The organism is Bradyrhizobium canariense, assembly GCF_019402665.1.
Classification (GTDB): domain Bacteria; phylum Pseudomonadota; class Alphaproteobacteria; order Rhizobiales; family Xanthobacteraceae; genus Bradyrhizobium; species Bradyrhizobium canariense.
The window spans coordinates 33,177-49,362 of sequence record NZ_VSST01000009.1 but is presented as its reverse complement, the minus strand read 5'-3'; the positions used below and the strand labels follow the sequence as shown (position 1 = coordinate 49,362).

Here is a 16,186-nt window from a genome sequence, read left to right as displayed (position 1 = left end):
GTCTCGAAAGCTCGTCAGTCCCGAAGGCTTGTCGGCACGTCGCTCATCAGGGTCGACGTCGCGGCATTGGCCAGAATGCGGTCGTTGTTGATCATGATCGGCGACGACAGCACGTCGCGCAGGTGGCGGCCCATGGTGAACTCACCGTCGTTGCGGTAGCCGGAAAGGCCTGCGGTGCGCATCGCATGCATCACGGTCTCGACCGCGAGCTCCGAGGCCTGCACCTTCAGAAGCGTAATCGAAGACTGGAAGTCGAGCGAGCCGAGCGCGCGTTCGTCGTGCTCGGCGCGAGCAAAGGCGTCGATATTGGCTGATATCAGCGCCCGCAGCTTGGCCAGCGACATCTTGGCGGCGGTGAAATGCGCGGCTGCCGGAGGCATCTGTCCGCCTGAGCTGCGGGCGGCCTTGCGAACGAAGGTCTGCGCACGGGTGACGGCGGCTGCACCGATACCAGCCCAGGCCGAGGACCAGCACAGATGTGCGAACGGCGTCATGGTCTGGGCGTGGATCTTGTCGTAGGATTCCGGGAAGACGCGGTCGGTCGGGCAGTCGACCTTCAGCTCGAAGCCGGTCGAGCAGGTGCCGCGCATGCCGAGCGTTTCCCAGCCCAGCGTCCGCTTCAGCGAATAATCGTCCCTGGCGAGCGCCAGCAGTACCTGGTCAGACGCAGAAGCGTCTGTGGCGCGGCGGGCGATGGTCACGAGGCCGTCGGCCTCGGCGCCGTAGGAGATCACGGTGGCGTCGCGCAGCAGCGAGACAGTGTCGCCGGCGACGTCGACGGCGGCGGCGCTAGCGCGGATGTTGCCGCCGTTCTGGCCTTCGGTGGTGGAGGAGGCGAGCAGCCACTGGTCGCGCGCGACCCGGCGCATCATGGTTTCCATCCAGGGAATGCCGTGACCGTGCCTGACGACGCAGGCGACCTTTGTCGTGTGCATCGCGTAGATCATCGCCGTGGAGGCGCAGGCGCGTCCGAGCGTGTAGCAGACGTCGGTGAGGTCGTGGATCGAGGCACCGAAGCCGCCGAACTCGACCGGGATCATGACGCCGAGCAGCTTCTGCTCACGCGCAACCTCGAAAGCCTTGTGGGGGAAGCGGGCATCGCGATCGACCCCGTCTGCGTCGGCAGCCGCCACGGTGGCGGTCCGGGCGGCGCGCTCAATGAGGGAGGGACCCTGCTCGAGAAAGCTCGTCTGCGTCTCGTCGACAGTGAGGACTGCTTCACGCACGTTCATACTCGTCCGCCTCCGGTTTGCCGTTCAGGATCGCCGGCATCATTCGCGATGCCGCAAGCGATCCTCCGACCATCTTTGCTTATGAGATGAGGCTACGGATTTAATTCAAATTCGTCGATGAAATAGAGGGTAAACAAAGGCCAATTCCGAACGAACAGTTAAGTTCGGGTTGTTTGCATCGCCCGGATTTCCGCGGTCGCGTTAGGGATCTGTAAGAAGCCGGAATTCCAGACAATCTGAGTCATCGTTTACTAAGAAACGCGAAGTAATGGTGGCGTCCATTGCGGGATCGGCCCGCCGTGCCCATCGTAGCCGGCAACCGGTCCGACCTTTGTCGACAGATGGGAATTTACCGATGCAGGCTTTCGATACCGAGTTGCGCAATCGCATCATCAAGCTGGTGAAGGGCATCCTCGCCCAGAACTCGCTCTCCGCTGAGGTCGCGCCGCAGGCCAAGCTCGTCGACGTCGGCCTGACCTCGATGGACATGGTCAATCTGATGCTCGGCGTCGAAGCCGAGTTCGACTTCACGATTCCGCAGTCCGAGATCACACCGGAGAACTTCCAGTCCGTCGAGACGCTGGAGCGCATGGTCGCGACCCAGCTGCAGTCGGCGGCCGCGGCATAATCAGGAGTGCTGGCGCGCATCCTCCTGACGGCACTTCCTGATCCCATCCCCCGTTCCAAAACCGATGTAAAACTGGCATAGCTTCCTCTCGGGATTGCGATGGCGCAAACGGGGTGGAGCAGGCATGGCGCAGGCGGTATTGGGCATCATCGGCGGCTCCGGCATCTACGATCTGCCGGGGCTGGAGGACGCTCGCGAAGAGGTGATCAGGAGCCCCTGGGGCGAGCCGTCGGCGCCCCTGCGGCGCGGCTCCATTGCCGGCCTGCCGATCGTGTTCCTGCCGCGCCACGACAAGGGCCACCGGCTGTCGCCCTCCGATATCAATTATCGCGCCAATATCGACATCCTCAAGCGCGCCGGCGTCACCGACCTGATCTCGCTGTCGGCCTGCGGCTCGTTCAGGGAGGAGCTGCCGCCGGGAACCTTCGTTCTCGTCGACCAGTTCGTCGATCGTACCCACAAGCGCGAGAGCTCGTTCTTCGGGAGGGGATGCGTCGCGCATGTGTCGATGGCGCACCCGGTCTCGCCGCGGCTGCGCATCCATCTTGCCACGGCGGCCGAAGCCGAGGGCATCGCGTTTGCGCGAGGCGGCACCTATGTCTGCATGGAGGGACCGCAATTCTCGACCTATGCGGAAAGCATGACCTACAAGACGCTGGGCTATTCCGTGATCGGCATGACCAACATGCCCGAGGCGAAACTCGCGCGTGAGGCCGAGCTTTGCTACGCCACCGTTGCGATGGTGACGGATTTCGATTGCTGGCATCCCGATCACGACGCCGTCACCGTGCAGGACATCATCCGCGTTCTGAGCTCGAACGCCGACAAGGCAAAAGCGCTGGTGGCGCGGCTGGCGAAAGACTTCCCGCGCGAGCATGAGCCGTGCCCGATCGGCTCGGACCGCGCGCTCGATACCGCGCTGATCACCGCGCCCGAGGCGCGCGATCCCGAGCTCCTGAAGAAGCTCGATGCGGTGGCCGGGCGCATCCTGCGAACGTGATACGAAAGGCAGAATGCCATGAAGGTCGACGGCAAGCATTTCCGCAGCATCTGGCGTGAGCGCGACGGCTGGTCGGTCGGCGCGATCGACCAGCGCCGGCTGCCGCATGAGTTCATCGTTGCGAAGCTGACCTCATGCGAGGACGCGGCCGTCGCCATCCGCGACATGCTGGTGCGCGGTGCGCCACTGATCGGCGCGACCGCAGCTTACGGCATGGCGCTGGCGATGCGCGAGGATGCTTCCGACGCCGGGCTGAAGCGCGCCTACGACACGCTCGTGGTGGCGCGGCCGACGGCGATCAATCTTAAATGGGCCCTGGACGAGATGCGCGCGAGCCTCGCGCCGATCGATCCGCTGGAGCGCGCCGAAGCTGCCTATGCGCGCGCCGACGAGATCGTCGAGCAGGACGTCGAGATCAACCGCGGCATCGCCGGCAATGGCCTGAAACTCATCGAGGCGATCGTCGCAAAAAAGAAGTCGGGCGAGACCGTCAATGTGCTGACCCATTGCAACGCCGGCTGGCTTGCGACCGTCGACTGGGGCACGGCGACAGCGCCGATCTATCTGGCGCATGAGCGCGGCATCAAGGTCCATGTCTGGGTCGACGAGACGCGTCCGCGCAACCAGGGCGCCTCGCTCACGGCCTGGGAGCTCGGCCATCACGGCGTGGCGCATACGGTGATTCCGGACAACACCGGCGGGCATCTGATGCAGCACGGCATGGTCGATCTCGCCATCGTCGGCACCGATCGCGTTGCTGCCAATGGCGACGTCTGCAACAAGATCGGCACATATTTGAAGGCGCTCGCCGCGCACGACAATAACGTGCCGTTCTATGTCGCGCTGCCGTCGCCGACGATCGACTTCGCCGTCGATGACGGCATCCGCGACATCCCGATCGAGCAGCGCAGCGGCACGGAAGTCACCGACATGACCGGCCGCACTGCGGACGGAAGACTTGAGACCGTGCGCATCGTGCCGGAGGGCTCGCCGGTCGCGAATTATGCCTTCGACGTCACCCCGGCGCGGCTCGTCACCGGCCTCATCACCGAGCGCGGCGTGCTGAAAGCCGATCGCGCGTCACTTGCCGCGGCGTTTCCGGAGCGGATCGCAGCCGCGGCGGAGTAGCGTTCGTAGGGTGGGGCAAAGGCGCATCGCGCCGTGCCCACCATATTCATTCCGGGCCGCGCGAGCTTTGGTGGGCACGCTTCGCTTTGCCCACCCTACGGTTCACCGCCTAGCTCAGCTTCAATCCCGTCGCGGCCTCGAGCTCAGCGATCGCCTGGGCGCCGCTGGTGACCTTGATCGTCGTCATGCCCATCTCGCGGGCCGGCTTCAGATTGACGCCGAGATCGTCGAGATAGACGCAATTCTTCGGATCGACCTTCAGCGCCTCGACCATCAGCTGATAAATGCGCGGGTCGGGTTTGCGCAGGCCGATCTTGGCGGACTCGATCACATGATCAAACAGCACCATCACCTCGGCGACATAGAGTGAGCGCCCGGTCATGCTGCCGATCGCATTGGCCGGCAGATTGTTGGTAATGCAGCCGGTCTTGAATTGCGCCTTGATGCGCTTCAGCGCTTCGACCATCTCGGGGCGCAGATCCCCCTGAAGCAGCGGGAGCACATCGCGGCCGCGCACCTCTGCGCCGAGCGCCAGCGATTCCGTCGCGAACAAATGATCGAACGTGTCGATGTCGACCTCGGCGCGCTCGAACTTGGCCCATGCATTTTCCAGATGATTGGCGGCGTTGGTGCGCCGGATGATGTCGATGGGCAGGCCACGCTCTGTCTCGAACCGCGTGAACGCCTCAAACGGCGAACTCGTCAGCACGCCGCCAAAATCAAAGATCACAGCCTCGATCGTCAAGATCCCGCCCTCGTCAATTCCTTTCCAAGAGCGCTAGCATGCGCTATCGGCAAGGGCCAGTCCGAAGCCATCCCACCGCCGTCAGCGATGCCGATACCAAAGCGTGTTCCCATGAAAAAGCTTGTAACCATCATCGCAACCGCGCTGCTGCTCGCCACGCCCGCTTATGCCATCGTTGGCGGCGGCACGCCGCAGGCCGATGGCGTCGCGCGCGCCGTCGTCACGATCGTCGGCTCGCGCGGTAATTTCTGTACCGGCACCCTGGTTGCGCCAAAGCTGGTGCTCACCGTTGCCCACTGCGTGCAGCCCGGCGCGGACTACAAGATCGTCGATCGCGGCACCGACGGGCAGCCGCAGCTGCTGAATGTCCGCACCGTCGCGATCCATCCGAATTTCAACATGCAGGCGATGCAAGCGCATCGCGCTACCGCCGACCTGGCGCTTCTGCAATTGGAAATTCCACTCAAGGGAAAATCGACGGTGCCGGTCGGTGCGCCGAATATTCCGATCCAGGTCGGCAGCCGCTTCGTCATCGCCGGTATTGGCGTCACCGTGCGTGGCGACGGCAAGAGTGGCGGCGCGACGCGTGTTGCCGGCCTCGTCGCGACGGGGCAGCCCGGCACGCTCCAGATCAGGCTGGTCGACCCCGTAACCAACGGTGTTCGCGACGGAATTGGGGCTTGCACCGGTGATTCCGGCGGTCCCGTGTTCGAGGACAAGCCGACCGGAGCCGTGCTCGTCGGCGTCATCAGTTGGTCCACGGGGCCGAACGGAGCCGCCGGCTGCGGCGGGCTGACCGGCGTCACGCCGCTCACGCTCTATCGCGACTGGATCTTGCAGACCGCGCGGATCTGGGGTGCGGCGCTGTGATTTGACCGCGCCCTGATCTATGTCATCTTGAAGCGGAAGCGCGATGGGCAACCACGTCCGTCGCGGAGGAAACGCGCCGCCCAATCAAGGGCGGGCACAAAAACAAGCAAGGCATAGAAGCAACAATGAATGTCGCTGTTCGCAGTCACGCCACGGCCAAACAAGCTTCTGAACATTTCGACGTGCTGATCGTCGGTGCCGGTATCTCGGGTATCGGTAGCGCCTATCACATGACCAAGCAGCTTCCGGGTGCGAGCTTCGTCATCCTGGAAACGCAGGCGACGTTCGGCGGCACATGGACCACGCACCGCTATCCCGGAATTCGTTCGGACAGCGACCTCCACACCTTCGGTTATAGCTTCAAGCCCTGGGTCGGGCCGCCGATCGCGACCGCCGACGAAATCCTCGCCTACATGAACGAGGTGATCGACGAAAACGATATCGCGCGGCATATCCGCTACAAGCACAAGATCAATTCGGCGAGCTGGTCGAGCGAACAGAACCTCTGGACCATCGAGGCGGTGACGATCGACACCGGCGAGCCGAAAACTTTCACGGCGAACTTCCTCTGGATGTGCCAAGGCTATTACCGCCATTCGGAAGGCTATACGCCGGAATGGAAGGGCACGGATCGCTTCAAGGGCCGCATCGTTCATCCGCAGACCTGGCCCGATGATATCGACCTCGCGAACAAGAAGGTCGTCGTGATCGGCTCCGGCGCGACGGCGGCGACGCTGGTGCCGAATATCGCCGACAAATGCGCGCATGTCACAATGCTGCAGCGGTCGCCCACCTATTTCCGTCTCGGGCGCAACGCCATCGAGATCGCGGAGGAGCTGCGCCGGCTTCAGATCGACGAGGCCTGGATCCACGAGATCGTCCGCCGCAAGATCCTGTTCGAGCAGGACGCGTTCACCAAGCTTTGCTTGTCAAAACCCGAGCAGGTGAAGCAAGAGCTGATCGGGCAGATCAGCGCGGTGCTCGGTCCGGAGTACGATGTCGACACACATTTCACGCCGAGCTACCGGCCCTGGCGGCAGCGCATCGCCTTCGTGCCCGATGCCGATCTGTTCAAGGGCATCGCCAGCGGCAAGGCGTCTGTCGTCACCGACGAGATCGAATGTTTCGTCGAGAACGGTATCCAGCTCAAATCCGGCAAGCTGCTGGAAGCTGACATCATCGTCACCGCGACCGGCTTCAATCTCGCGGCGCTCGGCGACATCGCCTTCGAGATCGACGGCAAGCCGCTCGCTTTCGGCGACACCGTCACCTATCGCGGCATGATGTTCACGGGCGTGCCGAACATGGTCTGGGTGTTCGGCTATTTCCGCGCCAGCTGGACGCTGCGCGTCGACCTCGTCGCCGACTTCGTCTGCCGCCTGCTCGGTCACATGAAGGTCAAAGGCAAGAAGAAGGTCGAGGTCAAGTTGCGCGCCGAAGACCACAACATGCCGATCCTGCCCTGGATCGATCCGGAAAACTTCAACCCCGGCTACATGATGCGCAACATGGACCTGCTGCCCAAGCGCGGCGACAAACCGGAATGGCAGCACAGCCAGGATTACTGGACCGAAAAGGACGAGATCCCGAAGACGGATCTGGATGGCGGGGAGTTCGTGTACGGGTGAGGCGCGGCAGGCGACGCTACAAACTTCTCCGTCGTCCTGGCGAAAGCCAGGACCATCACCCCAGGGAGATGTTGCGGCGCGAGCTTGTCATCAAGAGTCTTCGCCATACGACGTACCGTGGTAATGGGTCCTGGATCGGCGCTCCGCTTCGCTGCGCTTGTCCAGGACGACGGCGGTGGGGGGTCAGGAATTCCTTCTTGTTGCATTCGTTGCAATCGCCGCAGCCGCAGTCCGGTTCTCGACCCCAAGCTTGGAGTAGATCTGCTCGAGATGCTTGTCGACCGTGCGCGGGCTCAAGCCCAAGATCTGCGCGATGTCGCGGTTGGTCTTGCCCTTGCTGAGCCAGGCCAGCACCTCGCCTTCGCGGGTGGTGAGGCCAAGCTCGCTGGTGAATTCGGGTGGCGGCGCGGTGCCGGACTCCCTGGACAGCCGCAGCAGGAACTCGTTCGGCGCGGTCTCGCCCATGTAGTACAACCGGAGTTGAGGATTGTCGGGCAGGGAAGCGGCCTGAGACTTCGAGCTGCCCTTGCCCTTGGCCTGCTCCAGCCATTGCAGCAATGATACCGGCAGGACGAAATCGTCGTCGGCCTGCGCGCCGTGGTGGTCCGCCAGCAGCTTCTGCGCCTGCGGGGTCGCCCACAATAATTTGCCCTGGCGGTTGACCGCGAACAGGAATCGGCCCGAGACGTCGAGCGCAGCGCGTGCGCTTTGCGTCAGCCGCGCATTGCCGAGATGAACGCGGATGCGCGCCAGCATCTCCTCGATCACGATCGGCTTCGTCACGTAGTCGACGCCGCCGGCCTCCAGCCCGCGCACGATGTGCTCGGTCTCGGCGAGCCCCGTCATGAAGATCACCGGGACATTGGCAAGACCCGCATCACGCTTGAGGCGGCGGCAGGTCTCGAACCCGTCCATGCCCGGCATCACCGCGTCGAGCAGCACGATGTCAGGCGTGATCTGGTCGACGATGCGCATCGCGGCCGCGCCGTCGAGCGCCACCATTACCGTCATCCCGGCGCTGTCGAGCGCGTCGGTGAGCAGCCGCAGCGTCTCCGGGGAGTCGTCGACAACGAGCGCGACGTCGCGCTTTTTCGACTCAGTGCTCATACGCATGCAACGTCTTCAATGTGGCCATGTACTGGTCGAGATCGAAGCGGTCGATCAGCGACCGCATTTCCGCGACGAAGTCGGCATGTTCAGGGTGCTCGCTGCCGATCTCGTCCAGCTTCAACTGGATAGCCTTGACGTAGCCGATCTGACCAAGCCCGATCAGCGCTTCGATGTGTCGTACAGGCGGCCGCGAGCCGCTCTCCGGCCGCCATAGCGGCACGGCGATCTCATCCGAGCCGTATTGCCATTCGATCTTGAGAAGCTGGCGGATGCCTTCCAAAAGCCTGGGAATGTCGATCGGCTTCATCAGATAGCCGTCGTGGAAAGGCTGCGCCAGCGGTGTGCCGTGGGCCTCGAGCGCGCTGGCCGACACCATCAGGATGCGCGCCTGATGGTGTCCGTTCGCGCGTAGCGTCTCCGCGACCGTCCAGCCGTCCATGCCCGGCATGGAGATGTCGAGCAGGAACAGATCGGGCCGGCAGTGCTGGGCCAGCGCCAGGCAGCCAGGTCCGTCGGGAGCGCTGAGCAGGATGAAGCCGAGCGGTGTCAACACCTCACGCAGGAGGTCGCGATGCACGGGATCGTCGTCGGTGATGAGGATGGTCTTGCGCGCGCCGTGATAGCCAGAGATCGGGGCCTCCACCGGCGCAATGCGCTGCGGATTGGTGACTTCCGATAGCAGCATCTTGACCTTGAACGTGCTGCCGCTGCCGACCGTGCTCAAGACCTTGATATCGCCGCCCATGACGCCGGCGAGCAGCCGGCTGATGGTCAGGCCGAGCCCAGTGCCGGTCTGCGGCTGCGAGACACCGAGCGCGCCGCGTTCGAAGGGGGCGAAGATGCGTTCGAGATCGTCGCCCTGGATGCCCGGGCCGGTGTCGATCACCTCGAACTCCGCGACCGGGCTGCGATAGTGCACCACGAACTGCACACTGCCGGTCTGGGTGAATTTGATCGCGTTGGACAGCAGATTGATCAGCACCTGGCGCAGCCGCTTTTCGTCGGCATAGACCACGACCGGCAAATGTGCCGGCCGTCTGAACACGAAGTCGATGCTCTTGGCAGCGGCCTGGAGGCGAAACATGCCGACGAGCTGGTCGAGGAATTCGGTCAAGCGCACCTCGTCGCGCGACAGGTACAGCCGCCCCGCCTCGATCTTGGAGATGTCCAGAATGCCGTCGATCAGGCCGGAGAGGTGATCGGCGCTGCGGCGGACGACGCGGACCTGGTCGCGCGGCTTGGTGTTGAGCGTGGTGTCCTGCTCCAGGAGTTGGGCATAGCCGCTGATCGCATTCAGCGGCGAGCGCAGCTCGTGGCTCAGGCCCACCACGTAGCGGCTCTTGGCGAGGTTGGCGGATTCGGCGATTTCCTTGGCGCGCTGGAGCTCGGCATCGGTGCGCTTGTGCGCGTCGATCTCCTGGATCAGCAGCGTGGTCTGGCGCCGGGTCTCGGCTTCGGCGGCCCGTCGGCTCTGCTGCGCCAGCACGAACAGCCAGGCCACCACGCCGATGATGATGCTGAGCGAGAAGAACACCTTCCAGAGCACGTGGGAGACGAGCATGTTCTCGCCTGGCACGCTGACCGAGGTCTGGAGGTAGATCAGCCCCAGCACCAGCGCGACGAGGCCCGCGGAGACCACGAACACACCGATGTAGTGGCCGAACTGCGAATTGATCCGCTGATAGATCGACTGCGGCAGGATCCTGGCGAGCGCGTCGGCGAACTGCACCTGCGCCCGCGCATGCGGTTTGCACAAATCATGGCAGCGCGCGTCGAGCGAGCAGCATAGCGAGCAGATCGGGCCGGCATAGGCAGGACAGGAGGTCATGTCCTCCGGCTCGAAATGGTGCTCGCAGATGCAGCACTGGATCGATTCGATATTGGCCCAGCTCCGCTTCGGCTTGCGCGCGATGTAGTATTTACCGTCGGTGAGCCAGGCGATGACGGGCGCAGTGACGAAGGCGACCGTCAGCGCGACGAAGGCCGCGAGCGCTTTCATGGTCGAGCCGAACAGGCCGTAGAATGCCGCGATCGAGACGATGGTCGCGATCGTCATCGCGCCGACGCCGACCGGGTTGATGTCGTAGAGATGGGCGCGCTTGAACTCCATCTGCGGTGGGCGCAGGCCGAGCGGCTTGTTGACCACGAGATCGGACACCAGCGCCCCGACCCAGGCGATCGCGACATTGGAGTAGAGCGCGAGCGTCTGCTCCAAGGCCTTGTAGACGCCGATCTCCATCAGCAGCAGCGCCACCATCACGTTGAACACCAGCCAGACGACCCGGCCGGGATGGCTATGTGTCAGACGCGAGAAGAAGTTCGACCAGGCGATCGAGCCTGCATAGGCGTTGGTGACGTTGATCTTGAGCTGCGACAGGATCACGAACGCGCCGGTGAGTGCCAGGGCCATGTCCGGCTGCGACAGCACGTAGCGAAACGCTTCGAGATACATGTGCGCCGGCTCGGCCGCCAGCTCGCTGGAGAGACCGTGGCTCAGCGCGAAGAAGGCGAGAAACGAGCCCAGCAGCAATTTCAGCGCGCCGAAGATGATCCAGCCGGGGCCCGCGATCAGCAGGGCGGCCCACCACGACGTTCGCGAGGTGCGGCGGTCGCGCGGCAGGAACCTGAGGAAGTCGACCTGCTCGCCGATCTGGGCCACCAGCGAAAACACCACGGAAGATGCGACACCGAACAGCAGCAGATCGAAATGTCCGCTGGGGTCGCCGTGCTCGCCGGCGAATTTGCGCCACTCCGTGAACGAGTAAGGATTGGCCCAGGCGATCGCCGCGAAGGGCAGGATGTGCAGGATGATCCAGATCGGCTGCGTCCAGAGCTGGAAGCGGCTGATCAGCGTGATGCCGTAGGTGACAAGCGGGATGATCGCGACCGCGCTGATGAGATAGCCGATCGGGCGCGGAATGCCGAAGCACATCTCGAGCGCCGTGGCCAGGATCACCGCTTCGATCGCGAAGAAGATGAAGGTGAAGGAGGCGTAGATGAGCGAGGTGACGGTCGAGCCGATATAACCAAAGCCGGCGCCGCGGGTGAGCAGGTCAATGTCGATGCCGCATTTGGCGGCATAATAGGCAATCGGAACGCCGCAGCAGAAGATGATGGCGGAGACGACGAGGATCGCGGCGGTGGCGTTGGTCACGCCGTAGTTCAGGGTGATGGTGCCGCCGATCGCCTCCAGAGCGAGAAAGGAGATGGCGCCCAGTGCGGTGTTGGCGACGCGGGCGGCGGACCACCGGCGCGCGCTCTTGGCGGTGAAGCGCAGCGCGTAGTCTTCCAGCGTCTGGTTGGCGACCCATTGGTTGTACTGGCGCCTGACGCGATCTATCCGCTGCCGCCCTGCCACTTAACCCCCACTCCCGAACTCCCGCATCCCTCGCAAAACCTGTACCAAAAGCCTACGTCGTCATTTTGCGGTGCAGTATACGTGATCTTGCGTATGCTTGCAGTGCACAAATTCGAGCCATCCTCACGGCACCAATCGCGTGTCCTCGAACAACAGTGGGGTGCTCATGTCAGACGAAGCGAACAAGGGCCTGTTATCGCCGCTCCGGCGCAAATTATTGATGGGAATGGCGGCCGTGCCGGCCATCACCATGCTACCGCGAGCATCTTTTGCGCAGGCCCCGGCGACCTCGGCGGTCAATACCACGGGTCTTGCGGTCACCGACACCGAGGTGACGGTCGGCATCCTGCATTCGGCGACCGGCACCATGGCGATCTCCGAGACCGGCTCGATCGAAGCCGAAAAGCTCGCCATCGAGCAGATCAATGCCATGGGCGGCGTGCTCGGGCGCAAGATCAAGTTCATCCAGGAAGACGGCGCCAGCGATTGGCCGACCTTTGCCGAAAAGGCCAAGAAATTGCTGGTCAACGACAAGGTCGCGGCGATCATGGGCTGCTGGACCTCGGCGTCCCGCAAGGCCGTGCTGCCGGTCATGGAGCAGTACAACGGCATGCTCTATTACCCGACCTTCTATGAAGGTCTCGAGCAGTCCAAGAACGTGATCTACACCGGCCAGGAAGCCACTCAGCAGATCCTCGCCGGCCTGAATTGGATCGCCAAGGAGAAGGGTGCGAAGTCGTTCTTCTTCATCGGCTCCGACTACATCTGGCCGCGCACCTCGAACAAGATCGCGCGCAAGCATGTCGAGAACGTGCTGAAGGGCAAGGTCGTCGGCGAAGAGTATTATCCGCTCGGCAATACCCAATTCAATTCGGTCATCAACAAGATCAAGCTGACCAAGCCCGACGTGATCTTCACCGACGTCGTCGGCGGTTCGAACGTTGCGTTCTACAAGCAGCTCAAGGCCGCAGGCATCGATCTCTCCAAGCAGGCGCTGCTGACGATCTCGGTGACTGAAGACGAGATCGACGGCATCGGCGGCGAGAACATTGCGGGCGCCTATGCCTGCATGAAGTACTTCCAGTCGCTCGACAATCCGAACAACAAGACCTTCGTGCCCGCGTTCAAGAAGATGTGGGGCGAGAAGACCGTGATCGGAGACGTCACCCAGGCTGCCTATCTCGGCCCGTGGCTGTGGAAGTTGACAGTGGAGAAGGCGGGCTCCTTCGACATCGACAAGATCGCGGCGGCGTCGCCAGGCATCGAGTTCAAGGGCGCTCCGGAAGGCTATGTGCGCATCCACGAAAATCATCACCTCTGGTCGAAGACCCGGGTGGGGCGCGCCAAGCTCGATGGCCAGTTCGAGCTGATCTACGAGACCGCCGATCTGGTCGAGCCGGATCCGTTCCCCAAGGGTTACCAGTAAGACCAGAGCTACCAGTCAGTCACGGCGTTCGCCGCCGTTTCCCTTTCAGACAAAACCTCTCCCTGGCGTGGACCGCAAATCCACGCCCAAGACTCCCGCGTCGCGAACCTGCTCGCGACGCGGGACCCTTTCCCGACGGAGGACATCGATGTTCGGCGACTACTCGCTTGGTGACCTTGGCTCCATCTTCGTCATGCAGGGCTTTGCAGGACTGATCCTGTTCTCGGTCTACGTCCTGATGGCGCTGGGGCTCGCGATCATCTTCGGACAGATGGGCGTCATCAACATGGCTCATGGCGAGTTCATGATCCTCGGGGCTTACGTCACCTGGATGACCTCCAGTTTCTTTCAGTCCTATTTGCCGAGCTTGTTCAGCGGCTACTTCTTCCTCGCGATGATCCTGGCCTTTGTCGCCTCCGGTGCGCTGGGGATGTTGGTGGAATGGGTACTGATACGGCATCTCTACAAGCGCCCGCTCGACACGCTGCTCGCGACCTGGGGTCTCAGCCTGATCCTGCAGCAGGCCTATCGCTCCGTGTTCGGCGCGCGCGAGGTCGGCGTCGAGCTGCCGCAATGGATGCTTGGCTCGCTGCACGTGACCGACAGCATCGAAGTGCCGATCAACGGCGTCTTCGTGATGTGCCTCACCGTCCTGATCACCGTCGGCGTCGCCTACGTGATGTACAAATCGCGCTGGGGCCGGCAGGTGCGCGCCGTGGTGCAGAACCGCATCATGGCCGGTGCCGTCGGCATCAACACCGAAAAGGTGGATCGCTACACCTTCGGCCTCGGCTGCGGCATTGCCGGTGTTGCCGGGAGCGCCTTCACGATGATCGGCTCGACCGGGCCGACCTCCGGACAGCTCTACATCGTCGATACGTTCCTGGTGGTCGTGTTCGGCGGCGCGGCAAGCCTGCTCGGCACCATCGCATCGGCCTTCTCCATCTCGCAGACCCAATCCACCCTCGAGTTCTTCATGTCGGGCTCGATGGCCAAGGTGCTGACGCTGCTCGCCGTTGTCGGAATCCTGATGCTGCGGCCGCAAGGGTTGTTCGCCCTGAAGGTCCGCAAGTGAGAAACTGGGGCTGATGCAATGACCGACAATCGCTTCTTCAATCGATCGGAGCTCATCGGAATTCTGGTGCTTGCGGTCTTTCTGGTGCTGGTGCTGCCGCTCACACTCGATGTCTTCAGGCTCAACCTGGTCGCAAAATACCTGACCTATGCCTTCGTCGCGCTGGGGCTGGTGGTCTGCTGGGGCTATGGCGGCATTCTTAGCCTCGGCCAGGGCGTGTTCTTCGGGCTCGGCGGCTATTGCATGGCGATGTTCCTGAAGCTCGAGGCCTCGAGCGTGGCGAACACCAAGATCCAGTCGACCCCCGGCATTCCCGATTTCATGGACTGGAATCAGATCACCGCGCTGCCGCTGTTCTGGAAGCCTTTCAGTAGCCTGACCTTCACGATCGCCGCCATCATTCTTGTCCCCGGCATCTTTGCGCTCATCATCGGCACTGCGATGTTCAAGCGCCGTGTCGGCGGCACCTACTTCGCCATCATCACCCAAGCGGTCGCGGCCATCCTGACCATCCTGATCGTGGGTCAGCAGGGCTACACCGGCGGCATCAACGGCATGACCGATTTGCGGACGCTGAAGGGATGGGACATCCGTCCCGACCACGCCAAGATCGTGCTGTATTTCTTCGAGGTCGGGTGCCTGTTCGTCTGCATCATGATCGCGCAGTTCGTCCGGCACTCCAAGCTCGGGCGCATCCTCGTGGCGATGCGGGAGAAGGAGGACCGCGTCCGTTTCTCCGGCTACAGCGTCGCCAATTTCAAGATCTTCGCCTTCTGCGTCGCCGCAGTGTTCGCCGCGATCGGTGGTGCGATGTTCGCGCTCAATGTCGGCTTCATGTCGCCGTCCTTCGTCGGCATCGTGCCGTCGATTGAAATGGTGATCTACACGGCGGTCGGCGGCCGGCTCTCGATCCTCGGCGCGGTCTACGGCACGCTGTTGGTCAATTTCGCCAAGACCAGCCTGTCGGAAACCTTTCCCGAATTGTGGCTGTTCGGACTGGGCGGTTTGTTCATCGCCGTAGTGCTGGCCTTTCCGAACGGTCTGGCCGGGATCTGGGGCGATTATGTGCAACCGCGCATCGACGGCCTGATCTCGTCGCGCAAACCGAAACCCGAAGGCTGGACCGACAGCTCGGTCGCCGACGGCGCCCCTGCGGAGTGAGGAGATCGTCATGCTCGTCGGTCATCACGATGCCGATGCCATGCTGGCAGTGAGGAGATAGATCATGCTCGTCGGTCATCAGCCCAAGGAATTCCTGCTCGCCGTCGAAGCGCTGACCGTGTCGTTCGACGGGTTCAAGGCGGTCAACGACCTCTCATTCTACGTCGACGAGAACGAGATCCGCGTCATCATCGGCCCGAACGGCGCCGGCAAGACCACCGTGCTCGACCTGATCTGCGGCAAGACCAAAGCGACCTCGGGTTCGATCCAGTTCCGCGGCAAGGAGCTGACGCGGATGAGAGAGAACGAGATCGTCAAGACGGGCGTCGGTCGCAAATTCCAGAACCCGTCGATCTATGACGATCTCACGGTGTTCGAGAATCTGGAAATCTCCTATCCGCGCGGACGCTCGGTGTTCGGGGCGCTGACCTTTACGCGTGACGCCGCCGTGCGCGACCGGGTGCATGAAGTGGCCGAAATGATCTTCCTGAAGGACCGGCTGAACGTGAATGCCGATCTGCTCAGCCATGGCCAGAAGCAATGGCTCGAGATCGGCATGCTGCTGATCCAGGACCCGGACCTGCTGATGCTGGACGAGCCCGTCGCCGGCATGAGCGTGTCCGAGCGCGCCAAGACCGCCGAGCTGCTCAACCGCATCATCAAGAACCGCTCGGTGCTGGTGATCGAGCACGACATGAAGTTCGTCGAGGACATCGCGCACAAGGTCACCGTGCTTCACCAGGGCCAGATCCTCTCGGAAGGGACCATGGATAAGGTGAAGAACGACCCCAAGGTCGTCGAAGTCTATCTGGGTCACTAAGGAGC

The 16,186-nt window shown here is 62.9% G+C and carries 13 protein-coding genes; 9 read left to right on the top strand and 4 right to left on the bottom strand.

Translation table 11 applies throughout. The features are described from left to right. Positions 1–14 precede the first annotated feature (14 nt). Positions 15–1,232 (bottom strand): acyl-CoA dehydrogenase family protein, encoded by a 1,218-nt coding sequence (locus tag FXB41_RS03675; protein WP_219679728.1) that lies wholly within the window; start codon positions 1,230–1,232, stop codon positions 15–17. Between the two features lie 355 nt (positions 1,233–1,587). Between FXB41_RS03675 and FXB41_RS03670 the strand changes: the two genes are divergently transcribed. The 3 genes from FXB41_RS03670 to mtnA all read left to right on the top strand — a co-directional run bounded on the left by FXB41_RS03670 (position 1,588) and on the right by mtnA (position 3,988). Further along, the gene (locus tag FXB41_RS03670; protein WP_007598087.1) at positions 1,588–1,860 is read left to right on the top strand and encodes a phosphopantetheine-binding protein; all 273 of its coding nucleotides are present in this window, start codon (positions 1,588–1,590) and stop codon (positions 1,858–1,860) included. A gap of 124 nt (positions 1,861–1,984) precedes the next feature. Further along, on the top strand, positions 1,985–2,860 hold the full coding sequence (locus FXB41_RS03665) for an S-methyl-5'-thioadenosine phosphorylase (protein WP_007598086.1): 876 nt from the start codon (positions 1,985–1,987) through the stop codon (positions 2,858–2,860). 18 nt (positions 2,861–2,878) lie between these two features. After that, positions 2,879–3,988: an S-methyl-5-thioribose-1-phosphate isomerase gene (mtnA, locus tag FXB41_RS03660; RefSeq protein WP_219679725.1), complete on the top strand. Its 1,110-nt coding sequence runs from the start codon at positions 2,879–2,881 to the stop codon at positions 3,986–3,988. 109 nt (positions 3,989–4,097) lie between these two features. On the opposite strand, the gene FXB41_RS03655 is transcribed toward mtnA, so the two are convergent. Beyond that, complete coding sequence (locus FXB41_RS03655; protein ID WP_007598084.1) at positions 4,098–4,733, bottom strand: HAD-IA family hydrolase; 636 nt, start codon at positions 4,731–4,733, stop codon at positions 4,098–4,100. A gap of 111 nt (positions 4,734–4,844) precedes the next feature. Between FXB41_RS03655 and FXB41_RS03650 the strand changes: the two genes are divergently transcribed. Further along, a complete protein-coding gene (locus tag FXB41_RS03650; protein WP_007598083.1) occupies positions 4,845–5,603 on the top strand; it encodes a S1 family peptidase in 759 nt (252 codons plus the stop codon). A 125-nt stretch (positions 5,604–5,728) separates the two neighbouring features. Further along, positions 5,729–7,231 (top strand): flavin-containing monooxygenase, encoded by a 1,503-nt coding sequence (locus tag FXB41_RS03645; RefSeq protein WP_219679722.1) that lies wholly within the window; start codon positions 5,729–5,731, stop codon positions 7,229–7,231. 183 nt (positions 7,232–7,414) lie between these two features. Here the strand turns inward: FXB41_RS03645 and FXB41_RS03640 are convergent, their stop codons facing one another. Both FXB41_RS03640 and FXB41_RS03635 read right to left on the bottom strand, forming a co-directional pair. Beyond that, positions 7,415–8,344 (bottom strand): response regulator, encoded by a 930-nt coding sequence (locus tag FXB41_RS03640; RefSeq protein ID WP_007598081.1) that lies wholly within the window; start codon positions 8,342–8,344, stop codon positions 7,415–7,417. Further along, on the bottom strand, positions 8,328–11,699 hold the full coding sequence (locus FXB41_RS03635) for a hybrid sensor histidine kinase/response regulator (protein WP_219679718.1): 3,372 nt from the start codon (positions 11,697–11,699) through the stop codon (positions 8,328–8,330). Before FXB41_RS03635 ends, FXB41_RS03640 begins: the two co-directional genes overlap by 17 nt. Positions 11,700–11,865: 166 nt before the next feature. Here FXB41_RS03635 and urtA point away from each other — a divergent pair, with 166 nt between their 5' ends. The 4 genes from urtA to urtD all read left to right on the top strand — a co-directional run bounded on the left by urtA (position 11,866) and on the right by urtD (position 16,181). Further along, on the top strand, positions 11,866–13,125 hold the full coding sequence (gene urtA, locus FXB41_RS03630; protein WP_018455941.1) for an urea ABC transporter substrate-binding protein: 1,260 nt from the start codon (positions 11,866–11,868) through the stop codon (positions 13,123–13,125). Positions 13,126–13,273: 148 nt separating this feature from the next. Then, positions 13,274–14,200, top strand: a complete 927-nt coding sequence (gene urtB / locus FXB41_RS03625; RefSeq protein ID WP_219679715.1) for an urea ABC transporter permease subunit UrtB — start codon at positions 13,274–13,276, stop codon at positions 14,198–14,200. Positions 14,201–14,218: 18 nt separating this feature from the next. Further along, the gene (gene urtC, locus FXB41_RS03620) at positions 14,219–15,361 is read left to right on the top strand and encodes an urea ABC transporter permease subunit UrtC (protein WP_219679711.1); all 1,143 of its coding nucleotides are present in this window, start codon (positions 14,219–14,221) and stop codon (positions 15,359–15,361) included. A 64-nt stretch (positions 15,362–15,425) separates the two neighbouring features. After that, positions 15,426–16,181, top strand: a complete 756-nt coding sequence (gene urtD / locus FXB41_RS03615; protein ID WP_219679708.1) for an urea ABC transporter ATP-binding protein UrtD — start codon at positions 15,426–15,428, stop codon at positions 16,179–16,181. Positions 16,182–16,186: the final 5 nt, after the last annotated feature.

Coding starts and splice junctions, on each gene's coding strand:
- FXB41_RS03675 (WP_219679728.1), bottom strand. CDS start 1,232: ATGAACGTGCGTGAAGCAGTCCTCACTGTCGACGAGACGCAGACGAGC.
- FXB41_RS03670 (WP_007598087.1), top strand. CDS start 1,588: ATGCAGGCTTTCGATACCGAGTTGCGCAATCGCATCATCAAGCTGGTG.
- FXB41_RS03665 (WP_007598086.1), top strand. CDS start 1,985: ATGGCGCAGGCGGTATTGGGCATCATCGGCGGCTCCGGCATCTACGAT.
- mtnA (WP_219679725.1), top strand. CDS start 2,879: ATGAAGGTCGACGGCAAGCATTTCCGCAGCATCTGGCGTGAGCGCGAC.
- FXB41_RS03650 (WP_007598083.1), top strand. CDS start 4,845: ATGAAAAAGCTTGTAACCATCATCGCAACCGCGCTGCTGCTCGCCACG.
- FXB41_RS03645 (WP_219679722.1), top strand. CDS start 5,729: ATGAATGTCGCTGTTCGCAGTCACGCCACGGCCAAACAAGCTTCTGAA.
- FXB41_RS03640 (WP_007598081.1), bottom strand. CDS start 8,344: ATGCGTATGAGCACTGAGTCGAAAAAGCGCGACGTCGCGCTCGTTGTC.
- urtA (WP_018455941.1), top strand. CDS start 11,866: ATGTCAGACGAAGCGAACAAGGGCCTGTTATCGCCGCTCCGGCGCAAA.
- urtB (WP_219679715.1), top strand. CDS start 13,274: ATGTTCGGCGACTACTCGCTTGGTGACCTTGGCTCCATCTTCGTCATG.
- urtC (WP_219679711.1), top strand. CDS start 14,219: ATGACCGACAATCGCTTCTTCAATCGATCGGAGCTCATCGGAATTCTG.
- urtD (WP_219679708.1), top strand. CDS start 15,426: ATGCTCGTCGGTCATCAGCCCAAGGAATTCCTGCTCGCCGTCGAAGCG.